The sequence below is a fragment of the Paenibacillus sp. CF095 genome, from assembly GCF_900101225.1.
Classification (GTDB): domain Bacteria; phylum Bacillota; class Bacilli; order Paenibacillales; family Paenibacillaceae; genus Paenibacillus.
Window position 1 is genome coordinate 3,467,518 of sequence record NZ_FMZN01000001.1, and the last position, 16,817, is coordinate 3,484,334.

General features: G+C 46.0%; 16 protein-coding genes. 6 read left to right on the forward strand and 10 right to left on the reverse strand.

The window, feature by feature from the left end:
* Nucleotides 1–127: 127 nt before the first annotated feature.
* The gene (locus BLS69_RS15110; protein WP_165980132.1) at nt 128–2,380 is read left to right on the forward strand and encodes an AraC family transcriptional regulator; all 2,253 of its coding nucleotides are present in this window, start codon (nt 128–130) and stop codon (nt 2,378–2,380) included.
* Between the two features lie 131 nt (nt 2,381–2,511).
* Here BLS69_RS15110 and trmB read toward each other — a convergent pair whose 3' ends face one another.
* Entirely contained in the window at nt 2,512–3,267 is a 756-nt protein-coding gene (gene trmB / locus BLS69_RS15115; protein ID WP_091032872.1) for a tRNA (guanosine(46)-N7)-methyltransferase TrmB, read from the reverse strand.
* A gap of 152 nt (nt 3,268–3,419) precedes the next feature.
* Nucleotides 3,420–3,620: a hypothetical protein gene (locus BLS69_RS15120; protein WP_036610190.1), complete on the reverse strand. Its 201-nt coding sequence runs from the start codon at nt 3,618–3,620 to the stop codon at nt 3,420–3,422.
* Nucleotides 3,621–3,938: 318 nt separating this feature from the next.
* Here BLS69_RS15120 and BLS69_RS15125 point away from each other — a divergent pair, with 318 nt between their 5' ends.
* From BLS69_RS15125 to BLS69_RS15140, 4 genes are all read left to right on the forward strand, one after another.
* On the forward strand, nt 3,939–4,892 hold the full coding sequence (locus BLS69_RS15125; RefSeq protein ID WP_036610193.1) for a tRNA modification radical SAM protein MnmL/YtqA: 954 nt from the start codon (nt 3,939–3,941) through the stop codon (nt 4,890–4,892).
* Complete coding sequence (locus tag BLS69_RS15130) at nt 4,893–5,477, forward strand: tRNA 5-(aminomethyl)-2-thiouridylate-methyltransferase MnmM (RefSeq protein ID WP_091032874.1); 585 nt, start codon at nt 4,893–4,895, stop codon at nt 5,475–5,477.
* A gap of 189 nt (nt 5,478–5,666) precedes the next feature.
* Entirely contained in the window at nt 5,667–6,644 is a 978-nt protein-coding gene (locus tag BLS69_RS15135; RefSeq protein ID WP_091032877.1) for a type I phosphomannose isomerase catalytic subunit, read from the forward strand.
* A 41-nt stretch (nt 6,645–6,685) separates the two neighbouring features.
* Nucleotides 6,686–7,666 carry an alpha/beta fold hydrolase gene (locus BLS69_RS15140; protein WP_091032880.1) on the forward strand — a complete coding sequence of 327 codons (981 nt, stop codon included), beginning with the start codon at nt 6,686–6,688 and terminating at the stop codon, nt 7,664–7,666.
* A gap of 134 nt (nt 7,667–7,800) precedes the next feature.
* On the opposite strand, the gene odhB is transcribed toward BLS69_RS15140, so the two are convergent.
* The 8 genes from odhB to BLS69_RS15175 all read right to left on the reverse strand — a co-directional run bounded on the left by odhB (nt 7,801) and on the right by BLS69_RS15175 (nt 15,689).
* Nucleotides 7,801–9,072, reverse strand: a complete 1,272-nt coding sequence (gene odhB / locus BLS69_RS15145) for a 2-oxoglutarate dehydrogenase complex dihydrolipoyllysine-residue succinyltransferase (RefSeq protein ID WP_091032882.1) — start codon at nt 9,070–9,072, stop codon at nt 7,801–7,803.
* Between the two features lie 5 nt (nt 9,073–9,077).
* Nucleotides 9,078–11,951 (reverse strand): 2-oxoglutarate dehydrogenase E1 component, encoded by a 2,874-nt coding sequence (locus BLS69_RS15150; protein WP_091032885.1) that lies wholly within the window; start codon nt 11,949–11,951, stop codon nt 9,078–9,080.
* A 633-nt stretch (nt 11,952–12,584) separates the two neighbouring features.
* Complete coding sequence (locus BLS69_RS32570) at nt 12,585–12,731, reverse strand: hypothetical protein (RefSeq protein ID WP_256332306.1); 147 nt, start codon at nt 12,729–12,731, stop codon at nt 12,585–12,587.
* 48 nt (nt 12,732–12,779) lie between these two features.
* Complete coding sequence (locus BLS69_RS32575) at nt 12,780–13,019, reverse strand: NUDIX domain-containing protein (RefSeq protein WP_256332307.1); 240 nt, start codon at nt 13,017–13,019, stop codon at nt 12,780–12,782.
* Nucleotides 13,020–13,517 carry a GNAT family N-acetyltransferase gene (locus BLS69_RS15160; RefSeq protein WP_036610208.1) on the reverse strand — a complete coding sequence of 166 codons (498 nt, stop codon included), beginning with the start codon at nt 13,515–13,517 and terminating at the stop codon, nt 13,020–13,022.
* Between the two features lie 243 nt (nt 13,518–13,760).
* Nucleotides 13,761–14,126, reverse strand: a complete 366-nt coding sequence (locus BLS69_RS15165) for a YybH family protein (RefSeq protein ID WP_091032887.1) — start codon at nt 14,124–14,126, stop codon at nt 13,761–13,763.
* Between the two features lie 27 nt (nt 14,127–14,153).
* Nucleotides 14,154–14,663, reverse strand: coding sequence for an 8-oxo-dGTP diphosphatase (locus BLS69_RS15170; RefSeq protein ID WP_091032890.1), 510 nt, complete (start codon nt 14,661–14,663; stop codon nt 14,154–14,156).
* Between the two features lie 237 nt (nt 14,664–14,900).
* On the reverse strand, nt 14,901–15,689 hold the full coding sequence (locus BLS69_RS15175) for a DUF3891 family protein (protein ID WP_091032893.1): 789 nt from the start codon (nt 15,687–15,689) through the stop codon (nt 14,901–14,903).
* A gap of 195 nt (nt 15,690–15,884) precedes the next feature.
* Between BLS69_RS15175 and coaA the strand changes: the two genes are divergently transcribed.
* A complete protein-coding gene (gene coaA, locus BLS69_RS15180; RefSeq protein ID WP_062833405.1) occupies nt 15,885–16,814 on the forward strand; it encodes a type I pantothenate kinase in 930 nt (309 codons plus the stop codon).
* The last annotated feature ends 3 nt before the right edge of the window (nt 16,815–16,817 follow it).

Here is a 16,817-nt window from a genome sequence, read left to right on the forward strand (position 1 = left end):
TAAACGCATACATAATATATAATTCAAGTTACTCTTGCTCTTCTGCTCATCCATATATGAAGCCTCACTTATGTATATGAAATTCTATGCTGCTCACCCAAAACAGGAGGTTCGAGGGGGAAGAAGAATGCGTAAACGTTCAGAGGACAGTCAGAAGGTCTTCACACGGATTCTGATCGGCATTATTATCAGTACCGTCGCTACCTTACTTGTGGCTTCTACTATTTTGTACGTCAACTATAATCGGATTGCTCTTCGCCAGGTGTATCGTACAGATATGAACAGTCTTACACAAACCAGCCGTGAAGTGGCGAAAATGACCGAGACTGCGAAATCATTGTCATATCAGATCTATCAGGACTACACCATCTCTTCATTACTGCTTTATTCCAAACCAAATATCTATGAGATCACATCGGCGATGGAGCAGCTAGACAACTACCGTATGTCCCTTCCCTTTATCGAATCCATCTATGTATATAACTCCAAAAGTAATGAATTCTTCATCAGTTCCAACGTGCGCAATGGGCAGCAGTCCATCTCGGAGATCGATGATCAGGGGATTACAAGCATCCTCCAACGCTTCCATGACTATAAACCTTTTGTGCCCATCCCGCGTACATATCAGGTCGGGTCTACCGAAGCAACAGAGGTTAACAGCTACACCTATCTCTGTTATGACACGATTAATGATAACGCGAAGCTAAACTATGCTGTCATCGTTAATATCAAGGATGATTGGCTCAGTCCGAATATGAATGCTGTGGATCAACCAGGCAAAACCTTTATCGTGAATGAGAATGGAGACCTTTTATCTGACTTTGGCGACCGTGCATTGATGAAAAATCTCTCCAGTGAAGCTTTTATGAAGCCAATTATGCAGGATACGGAGCAGTCAGCTTACTTTACCGAGAAGGTCGACGGAGAAAAATCTCTCATCACCTATACCGCTCCCGATGACTTGGGTTGGCGTTATGTGAGAATAACACCTTATGATCTGATTACCTCAGATATACGGAGTATGCGCACACATACCGTTCTGTTTTGTGTTGGACTTCTCCTGGCAGGGTTACTGCTCTCTTACCTTGTGTCCCGAAAACTATATCACCCTATTGATAAGGTGCTTGTTCGTTTACGTGTGATGGAAGCAGAGCGACGTGGCAGTCTTCATTTGTTACGGCAGGATTTTCTGCGGGGGGCGCTGCAGGGCCGTGAAACAGTAACTGGAGGTATGCTGGAAGAACGAATGAAGTTCTATGGTTCCTCTATTGACGTTCAGCGTACATCCAGGCTGGTATTGCTGCGTATTGACCATTTTACCGAATTCTGCGAAACGTACCGTGATGAGACCCAGCTTGTAAAATACGCCATGATGAACATATGCACTGAGACAGCCGATCTCCACTACAACGCAGAAGCTGTGGACATGGGCGGTGATCTGATCACACTCATCTTCAATGAAAAAGCGGAAAGCCATGAACTTGGGCAACCTGGTCATAACCGGATCGAAGAGCTGCTACGTATGATGCAGGCAGCTGTAATGACCCATTTGAAATGCTCCATCTCCTGTACGATCGGCACGGAAGAAGATTCATTGGAAGACAGTATTGCATCCTATACCAGATCAGCCGAAGCCTCACTGCATCGCTTGTTCATGGGACCAAGTTGTCTGATCTATACCGCTGACATCATGGCTTATCACGCCAAGGAGTACGCATTTCCAGCAGGTAAGGAAAGACAACTTGTCGATCACTTAATGACAGGTAAGACACGAGAAGCAAAACAAGTCTATGCAGATATCGTCGGCGAAACAGCTGCATATCCGTTTACCGTCTTCCAGCTAGCCTTATCCCATCTGACGATGACACTGAACCATGTACGAAATACCCTCAAGAAGAATAATCAACTCACGCTTGATTCAGTCTCGGATGGTCTAATGCTGCCTGTCAAAGACGCCGAAGACATCAGTGAAGTACATGAACACTTCTATCGAATGTTTGATGAGCTTGGTTCCAAAGTTGAGGAGAAACGTACACTTAAGCACGAAGAGTTGATTCGTAAAATCAATGGCATTATTGAGCGGGACTATGCGGACCCCAATCTATGTCTAACTTCTATCGCAGATGAGTTGGGCATGTCGCCCATTTATGTAAGCAGGCTCTACAAACAGCTCACCCTGAAAGGGCTCACGGACGTGATTAACGAAACCCGCATAGCCAAGGCCCAGCATCTGCTGGTGGAGACAGAAAACTCCGTTGCCGATATTGCCGAGAGAACCGGATTCACCAACAGTTCATACTTCTATCGCATGTTCAAAAAGTTCAACGGTGTTACACCAAACGATTATCGCCGCAAAGAGTTTCATTCAGAGAACTTTTGAAATCATCCCAGACTTGAGTTTATGGAGTATTGCACATCGATTGTTAATGCAAAAAAAAGAGCGACCTATGAGAATGAATCATTCACCTCATGTGTCGCTCTTCTTTAATGAGTTTAAGTTAGATTTCGATTTTATTCCTGTTCCTGATCTTCACCGGACTCATCAGAAGCTTCACGAACTTTATACTTGTCCAGTCGTGTCTGCTGATACTCACGCAGGGCCTCTTCGCCCACAATCACTTCAACCCGGTGAATGTTCATACCTTTACCCATGAATTTCTGCTCGTACTCCGTCATCACATGTTCTTCATTCAAACCATCACGATGCAGATTCAAAGAAATATTGGTCATTTGCAGGCCGAAGTCGGCAATAGCATTGAGCGAGAAATCAAACAGCGTCTCCGAATCGGTTTTGAAATGAATCTGACCTTTGGGATTAAGCAATTCCGTGTATTTCTTCAGGAAGCGCGGGTGCGTCAACCGACGACGTGCATGCTTTGCTTTTGGCCAAGGGTCACTGAAGTTCAAATAAATGCGCTCCAGTTCTTCCGGTTCAAAAACTTCTTCGATCTGTTCGATATTTGCCAGCGCAAGCTTCAGGTTAGGGGGTGTCTCCACATCAGCCTGACTCCACGCATTACGAGCTTTCTCACTGGCACGACGCACCAATTCATCATACATATCAATACCGATGAAATTAAATTCCGGATATTTAAAACTCATTTGGCTGATAAATTGACCTTTACCCATACCAAATTCCACGAAGATCGGGTGATCATTGCCAAACAGTTCAGACCATTTTCCTTTATGTTGCTTGGGGTCCAGTACAACAAGATCAACTTGTTGCTCCAGATTTTCTCTTATCCCTTTTCTGCCACGTAAACGCATTTTATTCCTCCGTTTGTCCCATACTTGTCTCAGACTTATTTTGCCGAAGAACTGGCAAATTGTAAAGAGCAATGAAAAGGGAATCTTCGGATCTGCCACTTTGGGCAAATCTCAAAGATTCCCTCTTCGATTTATTTGGAATTGGGGTCCAACTACTTTAGTAGTTCATAGTCTACCTTATCTTGGTGTGAAAAATCAAATGTCTTTTCGAAAGCATCGCGAACTTTTTGTCTTGCAGCCGCTTTCACTTTCGGATTTCCATTAAAACGAACACCTGTTAAAGCCAGTGCTTCTTCTGCCGTCAATTCAACAGACACATGATTCAATTCATTGTTTTTAACTTGGGAATTCATTCATATCACCTCACGGTATAGTATGGTCCATGACGTCAATCTTGATTCAAATGCTATGATGAATAATACCCACTAGATGGTGTCTGACGCTGATTTAAATATAACATAAGGTGTAAACTATAGCAAGGAGAAAACCTTGATTTTACGGCCTATTTTTGCGTTTCGATTCCCTTTTTTTTTAGTTTTTTGATACAATGATAAAAGTTCATGAAGACATCTATAATCGCTATCAATCGTCTATGACGGAAATCGCATAGCGCTTCTTCTTTTGTTCACGTATGATTACTGTAATTCGACAGCCAAAGGAGTACCCTGAAGATGAATGCACCTGCATTACAGTCCCCTCTGTTGTGGGGAGATAAACGATTCCATACCTGGAATTATGAGATGCGAGACCAATTTAACAATAAGGTTTTCAAAGTGATGCTGGATGCTGGATTCACCTGTCCCAACCGTGACGGTTCCATTGCCAAAGGTGGTTGCACCTTCTGCAGTGCGCGTGGATCAGGCGATTTTGCTGGCAGCAGACGTGAAGATCTGGTCACCCAATTCAATACAATTCGAGATAAACAGCACCTCAAGTGGCCTACAGCCCATTATATTGGCTACTTCCAAGCCTATACGAACACGTATGCTCCGGTTGAGGAGCTGCGCGAATATTTTGAAGAAATTCTTGAGCAACCCGGTGTTGTTGGTTTGTCCATCGCCACTCGCCCGGACTGTTTGCCAGATGACGTTGTTGATTATTTGGCTGAACTGAACGAGCGCACCTACCTGTGGGTTGAGATGGGGCTTCAAACCATCCATGATTCCACGTCAACATTGATCAATCGCGCGCACGACACGAAGTGTTACGAAGAAGCCGTTGAGAAACTGCGCAAACGGAATATACGTGTGTGTACACATATCATATATGGTCTGCCTCAAGAGACACATGAGATGATGCTGGACACTGGACGGGCAGTTGCCAATATGGATGTACAGGGAATCAAGATTCACCTGCTGCATCTGATGCGCAAAACGCCGATGGTGAAGCAATACGAAGCTGGTCTTTTACGTTTTCTGGATCAGGACGAGTATATCAAGCTGATCGTAGATACACTGGAGATGCTTCCACCGGAAATGATCGTACACCGCCTTACAGGCGACGCACCGCGTGATCTGCTGATTGGACCGATGTGGTCCATGAACAAATGGGAAGTTTTGAACTCCATTGATCGTGAGCTGCGAGAGCGGGATTCATGGCAAGGTAAGTATTGGAGGCGAGCATAGATGGGCTTTCTTTCGGTTCTCAGCTGTGCACATCAATGGATTGCTTCCCGTCTGCAGCCAGGTGATTTAGCCATAGATGCAACGGTTGGTACAGGAGCAGACACACTATTTTTGGCACAACAAGTAGGCAGGCGTGGTCAAGTCATTGGATTCGATATTCAAAGTGAAGCCCTCACGCTGGCACAGGCCCGGATTCGAAAACAAAACGACGAAGCCAAGCTTGGCTCCATCTCCATGCTTCAACTCAGCCATGATCGAATGGCAGAAGCGGTGCCTGAGTCATGGCTTGGTGCGGTTGGTGCAGTAATGTTCAATCTGGGGTACCTGCCTTCAGAAAGTGCAGATTCCTCCATCATCACCGAGACAGACAGCACGATCGCTGCACTTGAGGCTGCACTCGCTTTATTACGCCCTCGCGGCATCATTACGGTTGTGCTCTACCCCGGTCATGACGGAGGGGAACAGGAAGCAGCAGCCGTATTGGAATGGTCCTCTGCCCTGCCGGTGGAACAGGCACAGGTTGTGATGTATCGCCAATTGCAGCGAGAAACTTCTCCTTTTCTGATCGGAATCGAGAAAAAATAATTTCCTTTGTTCACCAAATACAATAAACTAGACACAATCGCAAAGCGAGCTATTAACGGCTTCTTCTTCCTGCGATCTGTGTTCTAAATCTACATATGCAAACGTATTCACTTGTTTGTTCATGGCGATTACACGCCCATGACTGATTAAAGCGATCCACCATTTCATATACTAGAGGAGAGATTACTGATGTCTACGCCATATCCATTACAATTCCAACCTGAATTCAAAGAACGTGTGTGGGGCGGTCGTGCGCTGGAGCAATTCGGCCTTACGCCCCCTGAAGGACATATCGGAGAAGGATGGATGATTGCGGATCATCCAAACGGTACAACCAAGGTATTAAATGGAGCACTTGTTGGCAAGGGTCTGGATGAAGTTCGTGAACAACTGGGCACCGAATGGCTTGGAACCAAAGGCGTTTCCGAAAAAGGCGGTCGTTTCCCCCTTCTGATTAAGCTGCTTGACTGCAACGATGACCTGTCCGTTCAGGTTCATCCAACAGACGAGTATGAGGCACTTCCTCCTGGCGAGCTTGGCAAAACAGAAATGTGGTATGTACTCGACGCAAAACCGGGCGCACATATCATCTATGGCTTGAATGAAGGCGTTGATCGGGCAACATTAAAAGAAGCATTGGAAAACGGCACGGTGATGGATACCCTTCGTCAGGTACCTGTTGAAGCTGGTGATACGTTCTTTATCCCTGCCGGAACAGTACATGCGCTCTGTGCAGGTGTCGTTGTTGCTGAGATTCAGCAAAACTCGGATACGACGTACCGGATATACGATTACAATCGTCCAGGGCTGGATGGAAAACCACGCGAGTTGCATGTTGAAGACTCCTTAAATGTCACCGCCTATGAGGGCGCAGGTGCCTCAACGATGAAAACAAATAACGCTACTCCTGGTGAATGGCTCAAGCTTGCGGAATGCCCTTATTTTGTGGTGGAAAAAGGGATTGTGACTGAACGGTGGGAACTCTCCACCAATCCTGACAGCTTCACGATTCTCGTTGTCTGTGAAGGAGAAGGAACTTTGGAGTGGGCACATGCTGAATCAGACAGTATTGAATTGAAAGCTGGACAATGTTATCTCTTGCCAGCCAATCTGGGTTCTTATACATTGAACGGGAATACCACTGTTCTTCGCTCTTATCTGCCCTAAATCAAGCTTATATGTAACCTGTGAAGGAGGAATTACACGAGATGCAGGAATCTACCTTTGCCTTGGTCGCTAGTGAAGGTACCCGTATTCATGTGTACCGCTGGCTTCCCGATCTGGAATGCAACGTTAAAGGTGTAGTGCAAATTGCACATGGCATGGGCGAGACGGCAGCCCGATATGCCGAATTTGCCGGCATTCTTACCCAAAATGGCTATGCGGTTTATGCCAATGACCATCGGGGTCATGGCAAAACTGTGGAGAATGCCAAGTTGCTTGGTAATGCTGGTATCGATGCCTTCCGCTGGATGGCGAGTGATATGATCAATCTGGGCGAAGTAGCCGCCAAGGAGAATCCTGGGGTGCCTCTGTTTCTAATGGGACATAGCATGGGCTCATTCTTGGTACAACATCTCATGTACGCTGGTCATGAGCAGTACCATGCCTTTATTTTATCCGGGACAAACGGCAGACGTGGTCTGCTCCGGTTTGGAGAGAAGCTCGCCTTTTTGCAATGCGGCATTCAGGGGGCTACTCATCCCAGCATGTTGCTCAACGCGATTGTATTTGGTGGATTCAACCGCTCTTTCCGCCCTGCGGCGACACCGTTTGATTGGTTGTCCCGGGACTCACAAGAGGTTCAGCGATTCATTGATGATCCCCTGTGCGGAGCAGTCTGTACAGCAGGCTTTTTCCGCGACTTCTTCAAATTGCTGCTTGAAGTCCATCTTCCACACAATATGGAGCGCATACCCAAACACAAACCCGTATACCTGTTCTCAGGTGAGAAGGACCCTGTCGGACTTCATGGCAAAGGCGTTCTTAATCTGGTCTCCCAGTATAAGAAGCTTCAACTGGAGAATATTGAGTATCGCCTGTATCCGGATGGACGCCATGAAATGCTGCATGAGATCAACCGAACAGAAGTGGCTCAGCACGTTGTAGACTGGCTAGAGCGGAATACCCCCGGCTCGAATACACACCCTAGTCCGTTGAACCCTACTGAGACGGCTGACTCTATATAATAGAGTCGGAGGCAACATACCAAGAGAAACAGCAAAAGAAACCCCTGAATCGGATGTGCAGCTCACGCTGCGCTCCAGTTCAGGGGTTTTCTTGTTAAGCGATATGAATAATAGCTATAAACAAGCTTTATGGATTAACCTTCAATTAACAGGGATTCCGGGTCTTCAAGCAGTTCTTTCACGGTCACAAGGAAACGTACAGCTTCACTACCGTCGATAATCCGGTGATCGTAGGACAACGCGATGTACATCATTGGACGGTTCTCCATCCGCTCTGCATCAATCGCCACTGGACGAAGCTGGATCTTATGCATCCCCAGAATACCCACTTGAGGTGTATTCAGAATTGGCGTAGACAACAAGGAACCAAATGTTCCACCATTGGTGATGGTGAACGTTCCACCTTGCAGATCAGATAACGCCAGCGTGTTGGAACGAGCTTTGGATGCCAGGTCCGCAATACTCTTCTCGATCTCGGCAAAGCCCAGACGATCGGCATCACGTACAACCGGTACAACCAGTCCTTCCTTCGCTGATACGGCAATGCCGATATCATAATACTTTTTGAGAACAACATCTTCGCCATCAATCTCTGCGTTAATTGTAGGGAATTTTTTCAGAGCTCCCACAACCGCTTTAGTGAAGAACGACATGAATCCCAGGTTAATCTCATGTTTCTCTTTGAACTTGTCCTTACGACGTTTACGTACATCCATGATCGCAGTCATATCAACTTCATTAAACGTGGTCAACATCGCTGCTGTCTGCTGCGCCTCTACCAAACGTTTGGCAATGGTCGCACGGCGACGAGACATGCGTTGACGCTCTACCGGTTTGGTATAGGTAGAACTTCCAGCTGCCGGAGCACTTGGTGCTGCTGGAGCTTTACTCGCAGGTGGAGCAGCAGGAGCAGGCGCCTGATTGTTATGGCTCTTCACATCATCCTGGTATACCCGTCCAATCGGATCTTTGCTCTGAACCTGATCCAACTCGATACCACGTTCACGTGCAAGCTTACGGGCAGACGGTGAAGCCGTCTTGGCACTATCGGATGACTCCGGTGCTGCCGCAACAGGTGCTGGTGGTGGTGTTGGAGCTTCAGGTGCAGGAGTAACGGCCTTTTTCTCTTCAGCTGCTGGTTCGGAAGCGGGTGCACCGCTTCCTCCTCCAGAACCAGCTGAGAGTGTACCGATCGTTTCACCGATCTCGACCGTCTCTCCTTCCTGACGAATGATCTTCTCCAGCACGCCACTTTCTTCTGCGCTGATTTCAATATTTACTTTATCCGTTTCCAGTTCAAGAAGCACATCACCCTGATTAACGGTATCCCCTTCTTTAACCATCCATCTGGATACAGTTCCCTCAGTTATTGACTCACCCATTGCAGGTACTTTAATTTCACTCACAGCTGTTACCTCCCCAGTGGAATATTATTCTTCGTCGTTTGTTTCAACGCAGATGTAATAATCTGTTGCTGTTCCATACTATGCACAAGCTGATAACCGCTGGAAGGACTTGCGTGTTCCGGGCGACCTTCGTATCTAACGGTTGTGCCTTCCGGAGCAACTTCACGAAGACGAGGCTCCATGTATGTCCAGGCACCCATGTTTTTGTTTTCTTCCTGTACCCATACCAGTTCTTTTACATTGCTGAAACGTGCGAGTATACGTTTGATCTCTTCTGCCGGGAACGGATATAGCTGTTCTACGCGAATGATGTGAAGCCATGACCAATCTGCTTTATCTTTTTCAAAAGCATCTTCCAGGTCAATGGCAATCTTGCCACTGCACAAAATAATGCGCTCTACGCGATCCGGCTGTGTACCCAGTCCAGCTTGCTCCAGCACAAGCTCAAACTTGCCTTCACTGAATTCGACTGCCGGTGAAGCAACACGCGGATTCCGAATGAGACTTTTCGGTGACATCATCACAAGTGGACGAGCATCTTCCGTTTCAGTCAACGAAGCTTGACGACGCAACAAGTGGAAGTACTGAGATGCACTCGACAAGTTGGCAACCGTCATGTTGTCTTCTGCACAAAGCTGCAGGAAGCGTTCAAGACGAGCACTTGTATGCTCAGGTCCCTGACCCTCATTCGCATGTGGAAGCAACATAACCAGACTGGATTTCTGAGACCATTTGGCGCGACCCGCTGATACAAACTGGTCAAATATAACCTGTGCACAGTTGGCAAAGTCACCGAATTGAGCCTCCCAGATGACCAGTGTATCTGGTGAATATACGTTATATCCGTATTCGAATCCAACAACGGATTCTTCCGACAACGGACTGTTATAGATTGCAAAGGATGCTCTTGCCTGTGGCAAGTGATGTAATGGGCAGAACTTTGCTCCATTCTCCGAATCGTGCAACACCAGATTCCGATGAGCGAATGTAGCGCGCTCGGCATCCTGTCCACTAATCCGAATTGGCTTACCATCTGCCAGAATGGTTGCAAATGCGAGTGTCTCCGCAAGGCTCCAATCCACTTTTTCCCCTTCGTTCAGGGAAGTGCTCCGGCGTTGCAAAATCCGCTGTAACTTCGGATACACGTTGAAGTTCTCAGGCCATTTCAGCAGATCAGCATTAATGCTGCGCAGATTCTCCAGTGGTACCGCAGTCGGAGTAATCGTAACAGCCTCCGGCTCACTGATTTTCCGTTGGTAATATTCATGTACTTCATTTTTCTTCATCTGGTCATAAGCTTCTTTTAATTTGTTCGTTACTCCATCGCGAATGCTCGTAATGGACGCATCATCGATAACCGATTCCTGTTTCAACTGATCCTGATACAAGTGACTTACCGTTGGATGGTTTTTCACCTTGTCATACACGATAGGTTGAGTTGTTTCGGGATCATCGGTTTCATTATGGCCGTAACGACGGTAACCAATCAAGTCGATCAGGAAATCCTTTTTGAAACGATTGCGATACTCTGCTGCCATACGAATGGCTGCAATACAAGCCTCCGGATTGTCCGCATTCACGTGTACAATCGGAATTTCGTACCCTTTAGCAAGATCACTTGCGTAGTACGTTGAACGGGAATCACCGCTATCTGTAGTGAAGCCCAGACGATTGTTGACGATAATATGGATGGTTCCGCCATTCTGATATCCTGGCAGAGCCTTGAAGTTAAGTGTCTCTGCAACGATCCCTTCTCCAGGGAATGCTGCATCACCGTGCATCAAAATGGTAGCTGCCTTCGTCACGTCCTGCTTCGGATATCCTGGGTCACGACGGTCATCCTGAGCCGCACGTGCAAACCCTTGTACAACCGGATTGACGTATTCCAGATGGCTCGGGTTATTCGCCAGAGTAAGGCGTGCCTGTACAGTTTCCCCGTCTTTCACAAAACGGTTGGCACCCATATGATATTTGACATCCCCCGTCCAACCGTAGTTGATTCCAGTCGAACCTTCCGATGGAACCAAATCTTTGTTCGGAGCATGATGAAATTCAGAGAAAATTTTGCTGTACGGTTTGCCCAAAACATGAGCCAGTACATTTAACCGTCCACGGTGGGCCATACCCATCAGAATGTGGCTTGATCCGGCTTCTGCCATGATGCGAACAGCTTCATCCAGCATCGGCACAAGCACATCGTTACCTTCGATGGAGAAACGTTTCTGCCCAACAAATGTTTTGTGAAGATAATCTTCAAATTGCTCAACTTCAACCAAACGTTCCAGCAAAGCCTTACGTTCTTTCGGCGTAAGCGGAGCCGGTGATGTCCGGGATTCCGCACGACGATTCAGCCACTCACGCTCTTGAACTTCGTGCACATGACTGAATTCGTAGGCCATGGGTCCAGTGTATATCTGACGCAAACGTTGGATTGCATCCCATCCGGTTGCTGTCTGCCCATCTGCACCTTCCCAGATCAGGGAAGCAGGCAAAGCTTTCAGATCTTCTTCGTTTAATTCAAAATGCTGAGGTTCCAGCAAAGATGTGTCTGTATCTTCACTGATTCCAAGCGGATCTATATCTGCAGCAAGATGACCATAGGTACGGATGTTCCATACCAGTTTACCCGCTGTAACCGCTTTCTGTAATAGTTGAATGTCTACGCTTCCGGAAGCAGATTGGGCGTTGCCGGAATTCAGGGTTGTGCGTGCATCCGTGCCAGACATTGGCGGTGCACCCCATTGTTCAAATAGTTCACGATAAGCTGGTGTAACCGAACCAGGGTCTTGAGTGAATAATTCATATTGTTCCTGTACGTATCCCATATTGGGGCCATAGTAACTTTCCCAGGGCTTCTTGTTGCCTTCCACGATCGTCATCGACGTTCCCTCCGTCTTGATTTAGTCATAAGTTTTTGACGGAAATCATTGACTAAGCCGTAATTTGCGTTCGTTCAACATTTTAAGCGAAATTTTTCATGAAGTCCAATAATCGTGCTGTTGGTGGTAGTAACGTTAGTCCGACGCTCCCGTCAAGGTTTGTCTGCGTTTTCAAAATCAAAGTAAAACAATGATTGTATATACCGTCGCACAGATGTCGAATACTGTCCTGATCCGTTCGAAGGTTACACTTTCTCCTCTTCTTCAAGTGAAGTCCATGTTCTAATATCTATTCTATAAACTTTTACGCTCAGGAGCATTTCCTATTTTTAGTTCAATTGATGCATAAATTAGATGAATCGAATAAATCGATCAATTTGAGCAGAACAACGAACGCTTAATTACAACAAAATAGGCATACGATCTCCCATTTTACCTCCTTAATTGAATTGTGGTCCATTATGTTCAAAAACAAACCGTCAAGTTAAACATTAACCATTTGACGTCACATTCAACAAATAATTGGGGTTTTCTTCAGGAGACCAACTGAAAAAGCTGGCCCAGACATAAATTATCCGAGCAGCTTCTTTGGATTCAGCAAATTTAAGTTAACAATAAAGTTGAGGATGCGCATCAAGATGTACTTTGGTTAATCATATACTCTGCAAACGGCGTTAAGGAAAGATCTCTAACCTGCTCCAGTGTAAACCAGTCCGCGCCCAGCGAATCTTCACCATCGGGTTCTTTTTTGATATGATCCGGCTGACTGGCTGTGGTCAAAACAACATCATACAACATCCCGATATGGTGCAGCTCTTCCGGCTCACCTTAATACCCCCATTCCAGTACCGTAGACTCCGCAGAACGAATCATCACTTGTAGATGGGTCAGGCCCGTCTCTTCTTCAATCTCACGATGAAGAGCAGTCTCTGGCTGCTCGCCAAATTCCAGCCTTCCGCCTGGTAAATCCCATTGCCCCTGATATGCTCCGCGAACCTTATGAATCAACAGGAATTGGTCCTCCCAAACGACCAAGCCATATACCCCAATATGTGTATGCCGATTCACTTAAGGGCTCTTCCTTTCGTTTTCATCCTCTGTAACAGCATCCAGATCTATGGCCATACGGATCATATCCACACAGCGGATACCATCCTCTATAATCTCTTCCTCATAATGCCTCACAAAGAAGTCACGATCAACCCCGATAATGCGAAAACCGCAACGTTGGTATAACTTCAATTGATGAAAGCTGGAGTTGCCTGTCCCAATCTCTAGAATTCGACATCCCAGTCTACGTGCAGCTTCCATCGCTTCCTTAATCATGTGTTTGCCTACACCTTGACCCTGCAGTTCTTCCTGTACGGCAATATTAACAATCTCCGCAGTCTCCGGACGAGTCTTCAACAATACGAACTCCCCAACCATCTCTCCTTCATACTCGGCAATAAAACAAACACCCCGACTCAGGTACTCATCTACAATTGCTTTTGAAGGATCAGCCATCAATAAAAGTTCGTAGGGTCTCTCTTCTTCCCAGTCCAAAATCCGGAACGACAATTTCATGCCAATCTCCACCTTTTCATCGTACAATATTCATCTACGTCCTGTTTGCAGAAGCCTATGTATGGCAAATCCACAAATATATCATTCTTCATTTCGCCAAACTAGTTTACTCAATCTATTAATCACACACTATTACCCACAGACTAGTCATCTCCTATAAAAATAGTAAACTTCATTATATCATAATATTTGGATATAAATATATAGATATGGATGATACATTATGAGGCATTATTTTGTATCCTAACCCAAGCTTAAATGCTCATGGATTAATTTCCATTCCCCATCAAACCCAGCAACAAATACATTCGTGGCCCGACCCTTTCCATAAGCAGGCTCTCCCTGATAAATTCCCTTCCAGTGGTAGGTATAAATACAAACGGCCTGCTCTTTGCTAGTCGTAATCCACTTAACATCTTCAGCACTGTACACTTCTTCCTTGACTGTCTCCCAAGCGTTCTCAAAATAAGCCCGAATTTCGTTAGGGGTAGTACAGGACGTTCCCGTAAACCAATATACGGCTTGTGGCGATAACCATTTACTGACTTCATCAAACTGATGTGTATTTGTCGCCGCAATGTATCCTTGCAGGGCATGCTGGTATCCCATGATTTTTCCTCCTTCTGACGTTTTAACTTATCGGGTCCCACTCTGTTCAAGTACCGAATCGCTATACACCATAAATGTCTCTTGCAACGTACGTCCGGATGACTTCTCCCAGATCACGCTCCGCTCAAAAGTGCCTTTTTGGAAAAAACGCGGGAAACGTTCAGCAAACCAATCCTGCATAGGCAGCTCAAAAACCCGCTTCATAGGCACCCATAACAGTTCGCCTTCGGGCGGATCTTGCAATAACTGACCCTCGAATGAAGTCGCCAAATAGTTAAATACCATGTACCGCAATCCTTGTTCGGGATCACAGAACTCATCAAGCCCTTTATACGTAATTTCATTAACTACTAGCCCCGTCTCCTCCAGAACCTCCCGCACGGCGCCATCCAGGATACTCTCCGGAAAGTCTACCTTCCCCCCAGGAGCGATGTATCCCGGAAATCCTTTGCGATCCGGCCGATTCATTAGCAACACTTGATCATTCATTTTGTCCCATACCATACACATCGTTAATATCTCTATTCTAGTATCCATATTCGTCCTCCTGCTAACATGCGCTTCTCTGCTGTACACTAACATTTCTGGGAATAACCTGTGTTTTCCTTCTTTATTCCCACTCTGTTTCATTGGTATTTTCACCGGTCTCACAGTATAGTCTATGATGATATATATACATACGAAAGGCGGACGCCCTGTACACCTGTACATAGAAGCCCGCCTGTTTTGTGATATTCTATGCTGCTCTGTACTCAAGCTTGGAGTTTCCAGTTCTCAGTTCAATTCCGTAATCAACACCCGGCGTTCCTTCCATTCAGCCCGGCGATAAGCCTGTTGCATACCAAATTTGCGGATACTTGCCTTTGGCACCGATTTATAAGGCAAAACGACCGTAAAGTCCTCATCAAACGGGAAAAAAGACAGGCCTACTTTTTCATTGGATAACCACTCTGCCTGAATTGGTTGTCTGGAACAGGCATCAAACGTACAACTGAGCCCTTCTGCAAAAAAATCATAACGCGCAGCAGGTGTTCCAGGTTCCTCCATACAGAGAAACAGACTCAGCTGATCACAGAAAAGCATGATCTCCACATCACTTTGCAACCTCTGTTTCAGTGCTTCAGCATCACCACCAAGCTGTTTCTCCCAATCCAGCTGACGTTCGTGTTCTTGTTGCAGATAATCTCGGATGTCATCATCATCCTGAGCATTGGCCCCCAGATTTTTCTGAAACAGTTCCGTATACATCAAGCTACACAATAATCCGGCGTAGAGGTTTTTCTGACGAACTTCTTCAATCCCTTTATGGTAGAATACAAAACGCGGACGCAATGGAAAATCACGAAACGAATACGGCGATTGACTGTAATCATTCCAGAATGGAGATGAATCCAGTTCAATCCAGCCACGGTCATGTTCCTTGGCCGCTAGAATCAATTCATCCCGATGCCCAGCATCGGCTAGTAATTCATTTTTCCAGTGGGAAGCCATTTCTCCGGCTACTAATCCATGCTCATGCTGTGCGGTCAAAACAAAATCATGCTCTCTCTCATATACGATCATGTGCTGTCACCCTTCCGCATGGTATACGTTGACTTTAACATAAATTGGGTTAAACTTTCCTAGTAAGTTGTTTTTCGCTCCATTTTGACGAAAGGCATTATGAAAGGCACAATGTAAAGGTGTTGTCAGTTTCCTGAAATTTGATACACTAAAGGTTGTGTCCACAATTATATTACATACAGAAAGCGGGATCTCATGAATTTATACTCTCCTTACATCGAGTTTAACCGCAAGGAATGGGCTGAACTTAAAGAACATCAGACCACTCTTCCACTGACGGAAGCCGAATTAGAACAGTTAAAGGGATTGAATGAAGAGGTATCGATTCAAGAAGTCGAAGATATATATTTGCCTCTTACCCACTTTATTGACCTATATGCAAGAGTTTCACGAGAGCTGAATCGACTGACGGCCTCCTTTATGAAAAAAGAAGCTCTCCCCACCCCCTACATCATTGGAATCGGGGGAAGTGTTGCCGTGGGCAAAAGTACAGCGGCCCGCTTGCTCCAGGCACTGCTCGCCAGAGGCAAGAACAGCCCGAAGGTTGACCTTGTCACAACCGACGGTTTCTTATATCCCAATGCGGTGCTGCAAGAGAAGGGCATCATGAACCGCAAGGGATTCCCGGAAAGCTATGATATCAAATCCCTGATTCAGTTCATGGGTGATGTAAAATCAGGCAAACCCGAAGTGAAAGCACCCGTATACTCTCACCTCGCCTACGATGTCATTCAAGGGGAAGAGAAGCAGATCTGTCAACCGGATATTCTCATTATTGAAGGCATCAATGTACTTCAGATCAAAAAGGAAACGCCTTTGCTGGTTAGTGATTTCTTCGATTTTTCCATCTACATAGATGCAGAAGAAGAGCATATACGACACTGGTACGTTGAGCGTTTCAAGCTGCTCCGCAATACAGCGTTCCAGAACACGGATTCCTTTTTCCATCAACGATTCGCCAATATCGATGAAGAGGAAACCGTTCGTACGGCCAACCAGATCTGGCAGGATATCAATGCCAAAAACCTGCATGAAAACATTTTGCCAACCAAAGGGCGTGCCAGACTGATTCTGAAAAAGGAAGCCGATCACTCCATTGGACAGATTCAATTGCGCAAACTGTAGACA

Excerpts from the sequence above, each read along its gene's own strand:
- BLS69_RS15110 (WP_165980132.1), top strand. The coding sequence starts at position 128 with ATGCGTAAACGTTCAGAGGACAGTCAGAAGGTCTTCACACGGATTCTG.
- trmB (WP_091032872.1), bottom strand. The coding sequence starts at position 3,267 with ATGCGTTTACGTGGCAGAAAAGGGATAAGAGAAAATCTGGAGCAACAA.
- BLS69_RS15120 (WP_036610190.1), bottom strand. The coding sequence starts at position 3,620 with ATGAATTCCCAAGTTAAAAACAATGAATTGAATCATGTGTCTGTTGAA.
- BLS69_RS15125 (WP_036610193.1), top strand. The coding sequence starts at position 3,939 with ATGAATGCACCTGCATTACAGTCCCCTCTGTTGTGGGGAGATAAACGA.
- BLS69_RS15130 (WP_091032874.1), top strand. The coding sequence starts at position 4,893 with ATGGGCTTTCTTTCGGTTCTCAGCTGTGCACATCAATGGATTGCTTCC.
- BLS69_RS15135 (WP_091032877.1), top strand. The coding sequence starts at position 5,667 with ATGTCTACGCCATATCCATTACAATTCCAACCTGAATTCAAAGAACGT.
- BLS69_RS15140 (WP_091032880.1), top strand. The coding sequence starts at position 6,686 with ATGCAGGAATCTACCTTTGCCTTGGTCGCTAGTGAAGGTACCCGTATT.
- BLS69_RS15150 (WP_091032885.1), bottom strand. The coding sequence starts at position 11,951 with ATGACGATCGTGGAAGGCAACAAGAAGCCCTGGGAAAGTTACTATGGC.
- BLS69_RS15160 (WP_036610208.1), bottom strand. The coding sequence starts at position 13,517 with ATGAAATTGTCGTTCCGGATTTTGGACTGGGAAGAAGAGAGACCCTAC.
- BLS69_RS15165 (WP_091032887.1), bottom strand. The coding sequence starts at position 14,126 with ATGGGATACCAGCATGCCCTGCAAGGATACATTGCGGCGACAAATACA.
- BLS69_RS15170 (WP_091032890.1), bottom strand. The coding sequence starts at position 14,663 with ATGGATACTAGAATAGAGATATTAACGATGTGTATGGTATGGGACAAA.
- BLS69_RS15175 (WP_091032893.1), bottom strand. The coding sequence starts at position 15,689 with ATGATCGTATATGAGAGAGAGCATGATTTTGTTTTGACCGCACAGCAT.
- coaA (WP_062833405.1), top strand. The coding sequence starts at position 15,885 with ATGAATTTATACTCTCCTTACATCGAGTTTAACCGCAAGGAATGGGCT.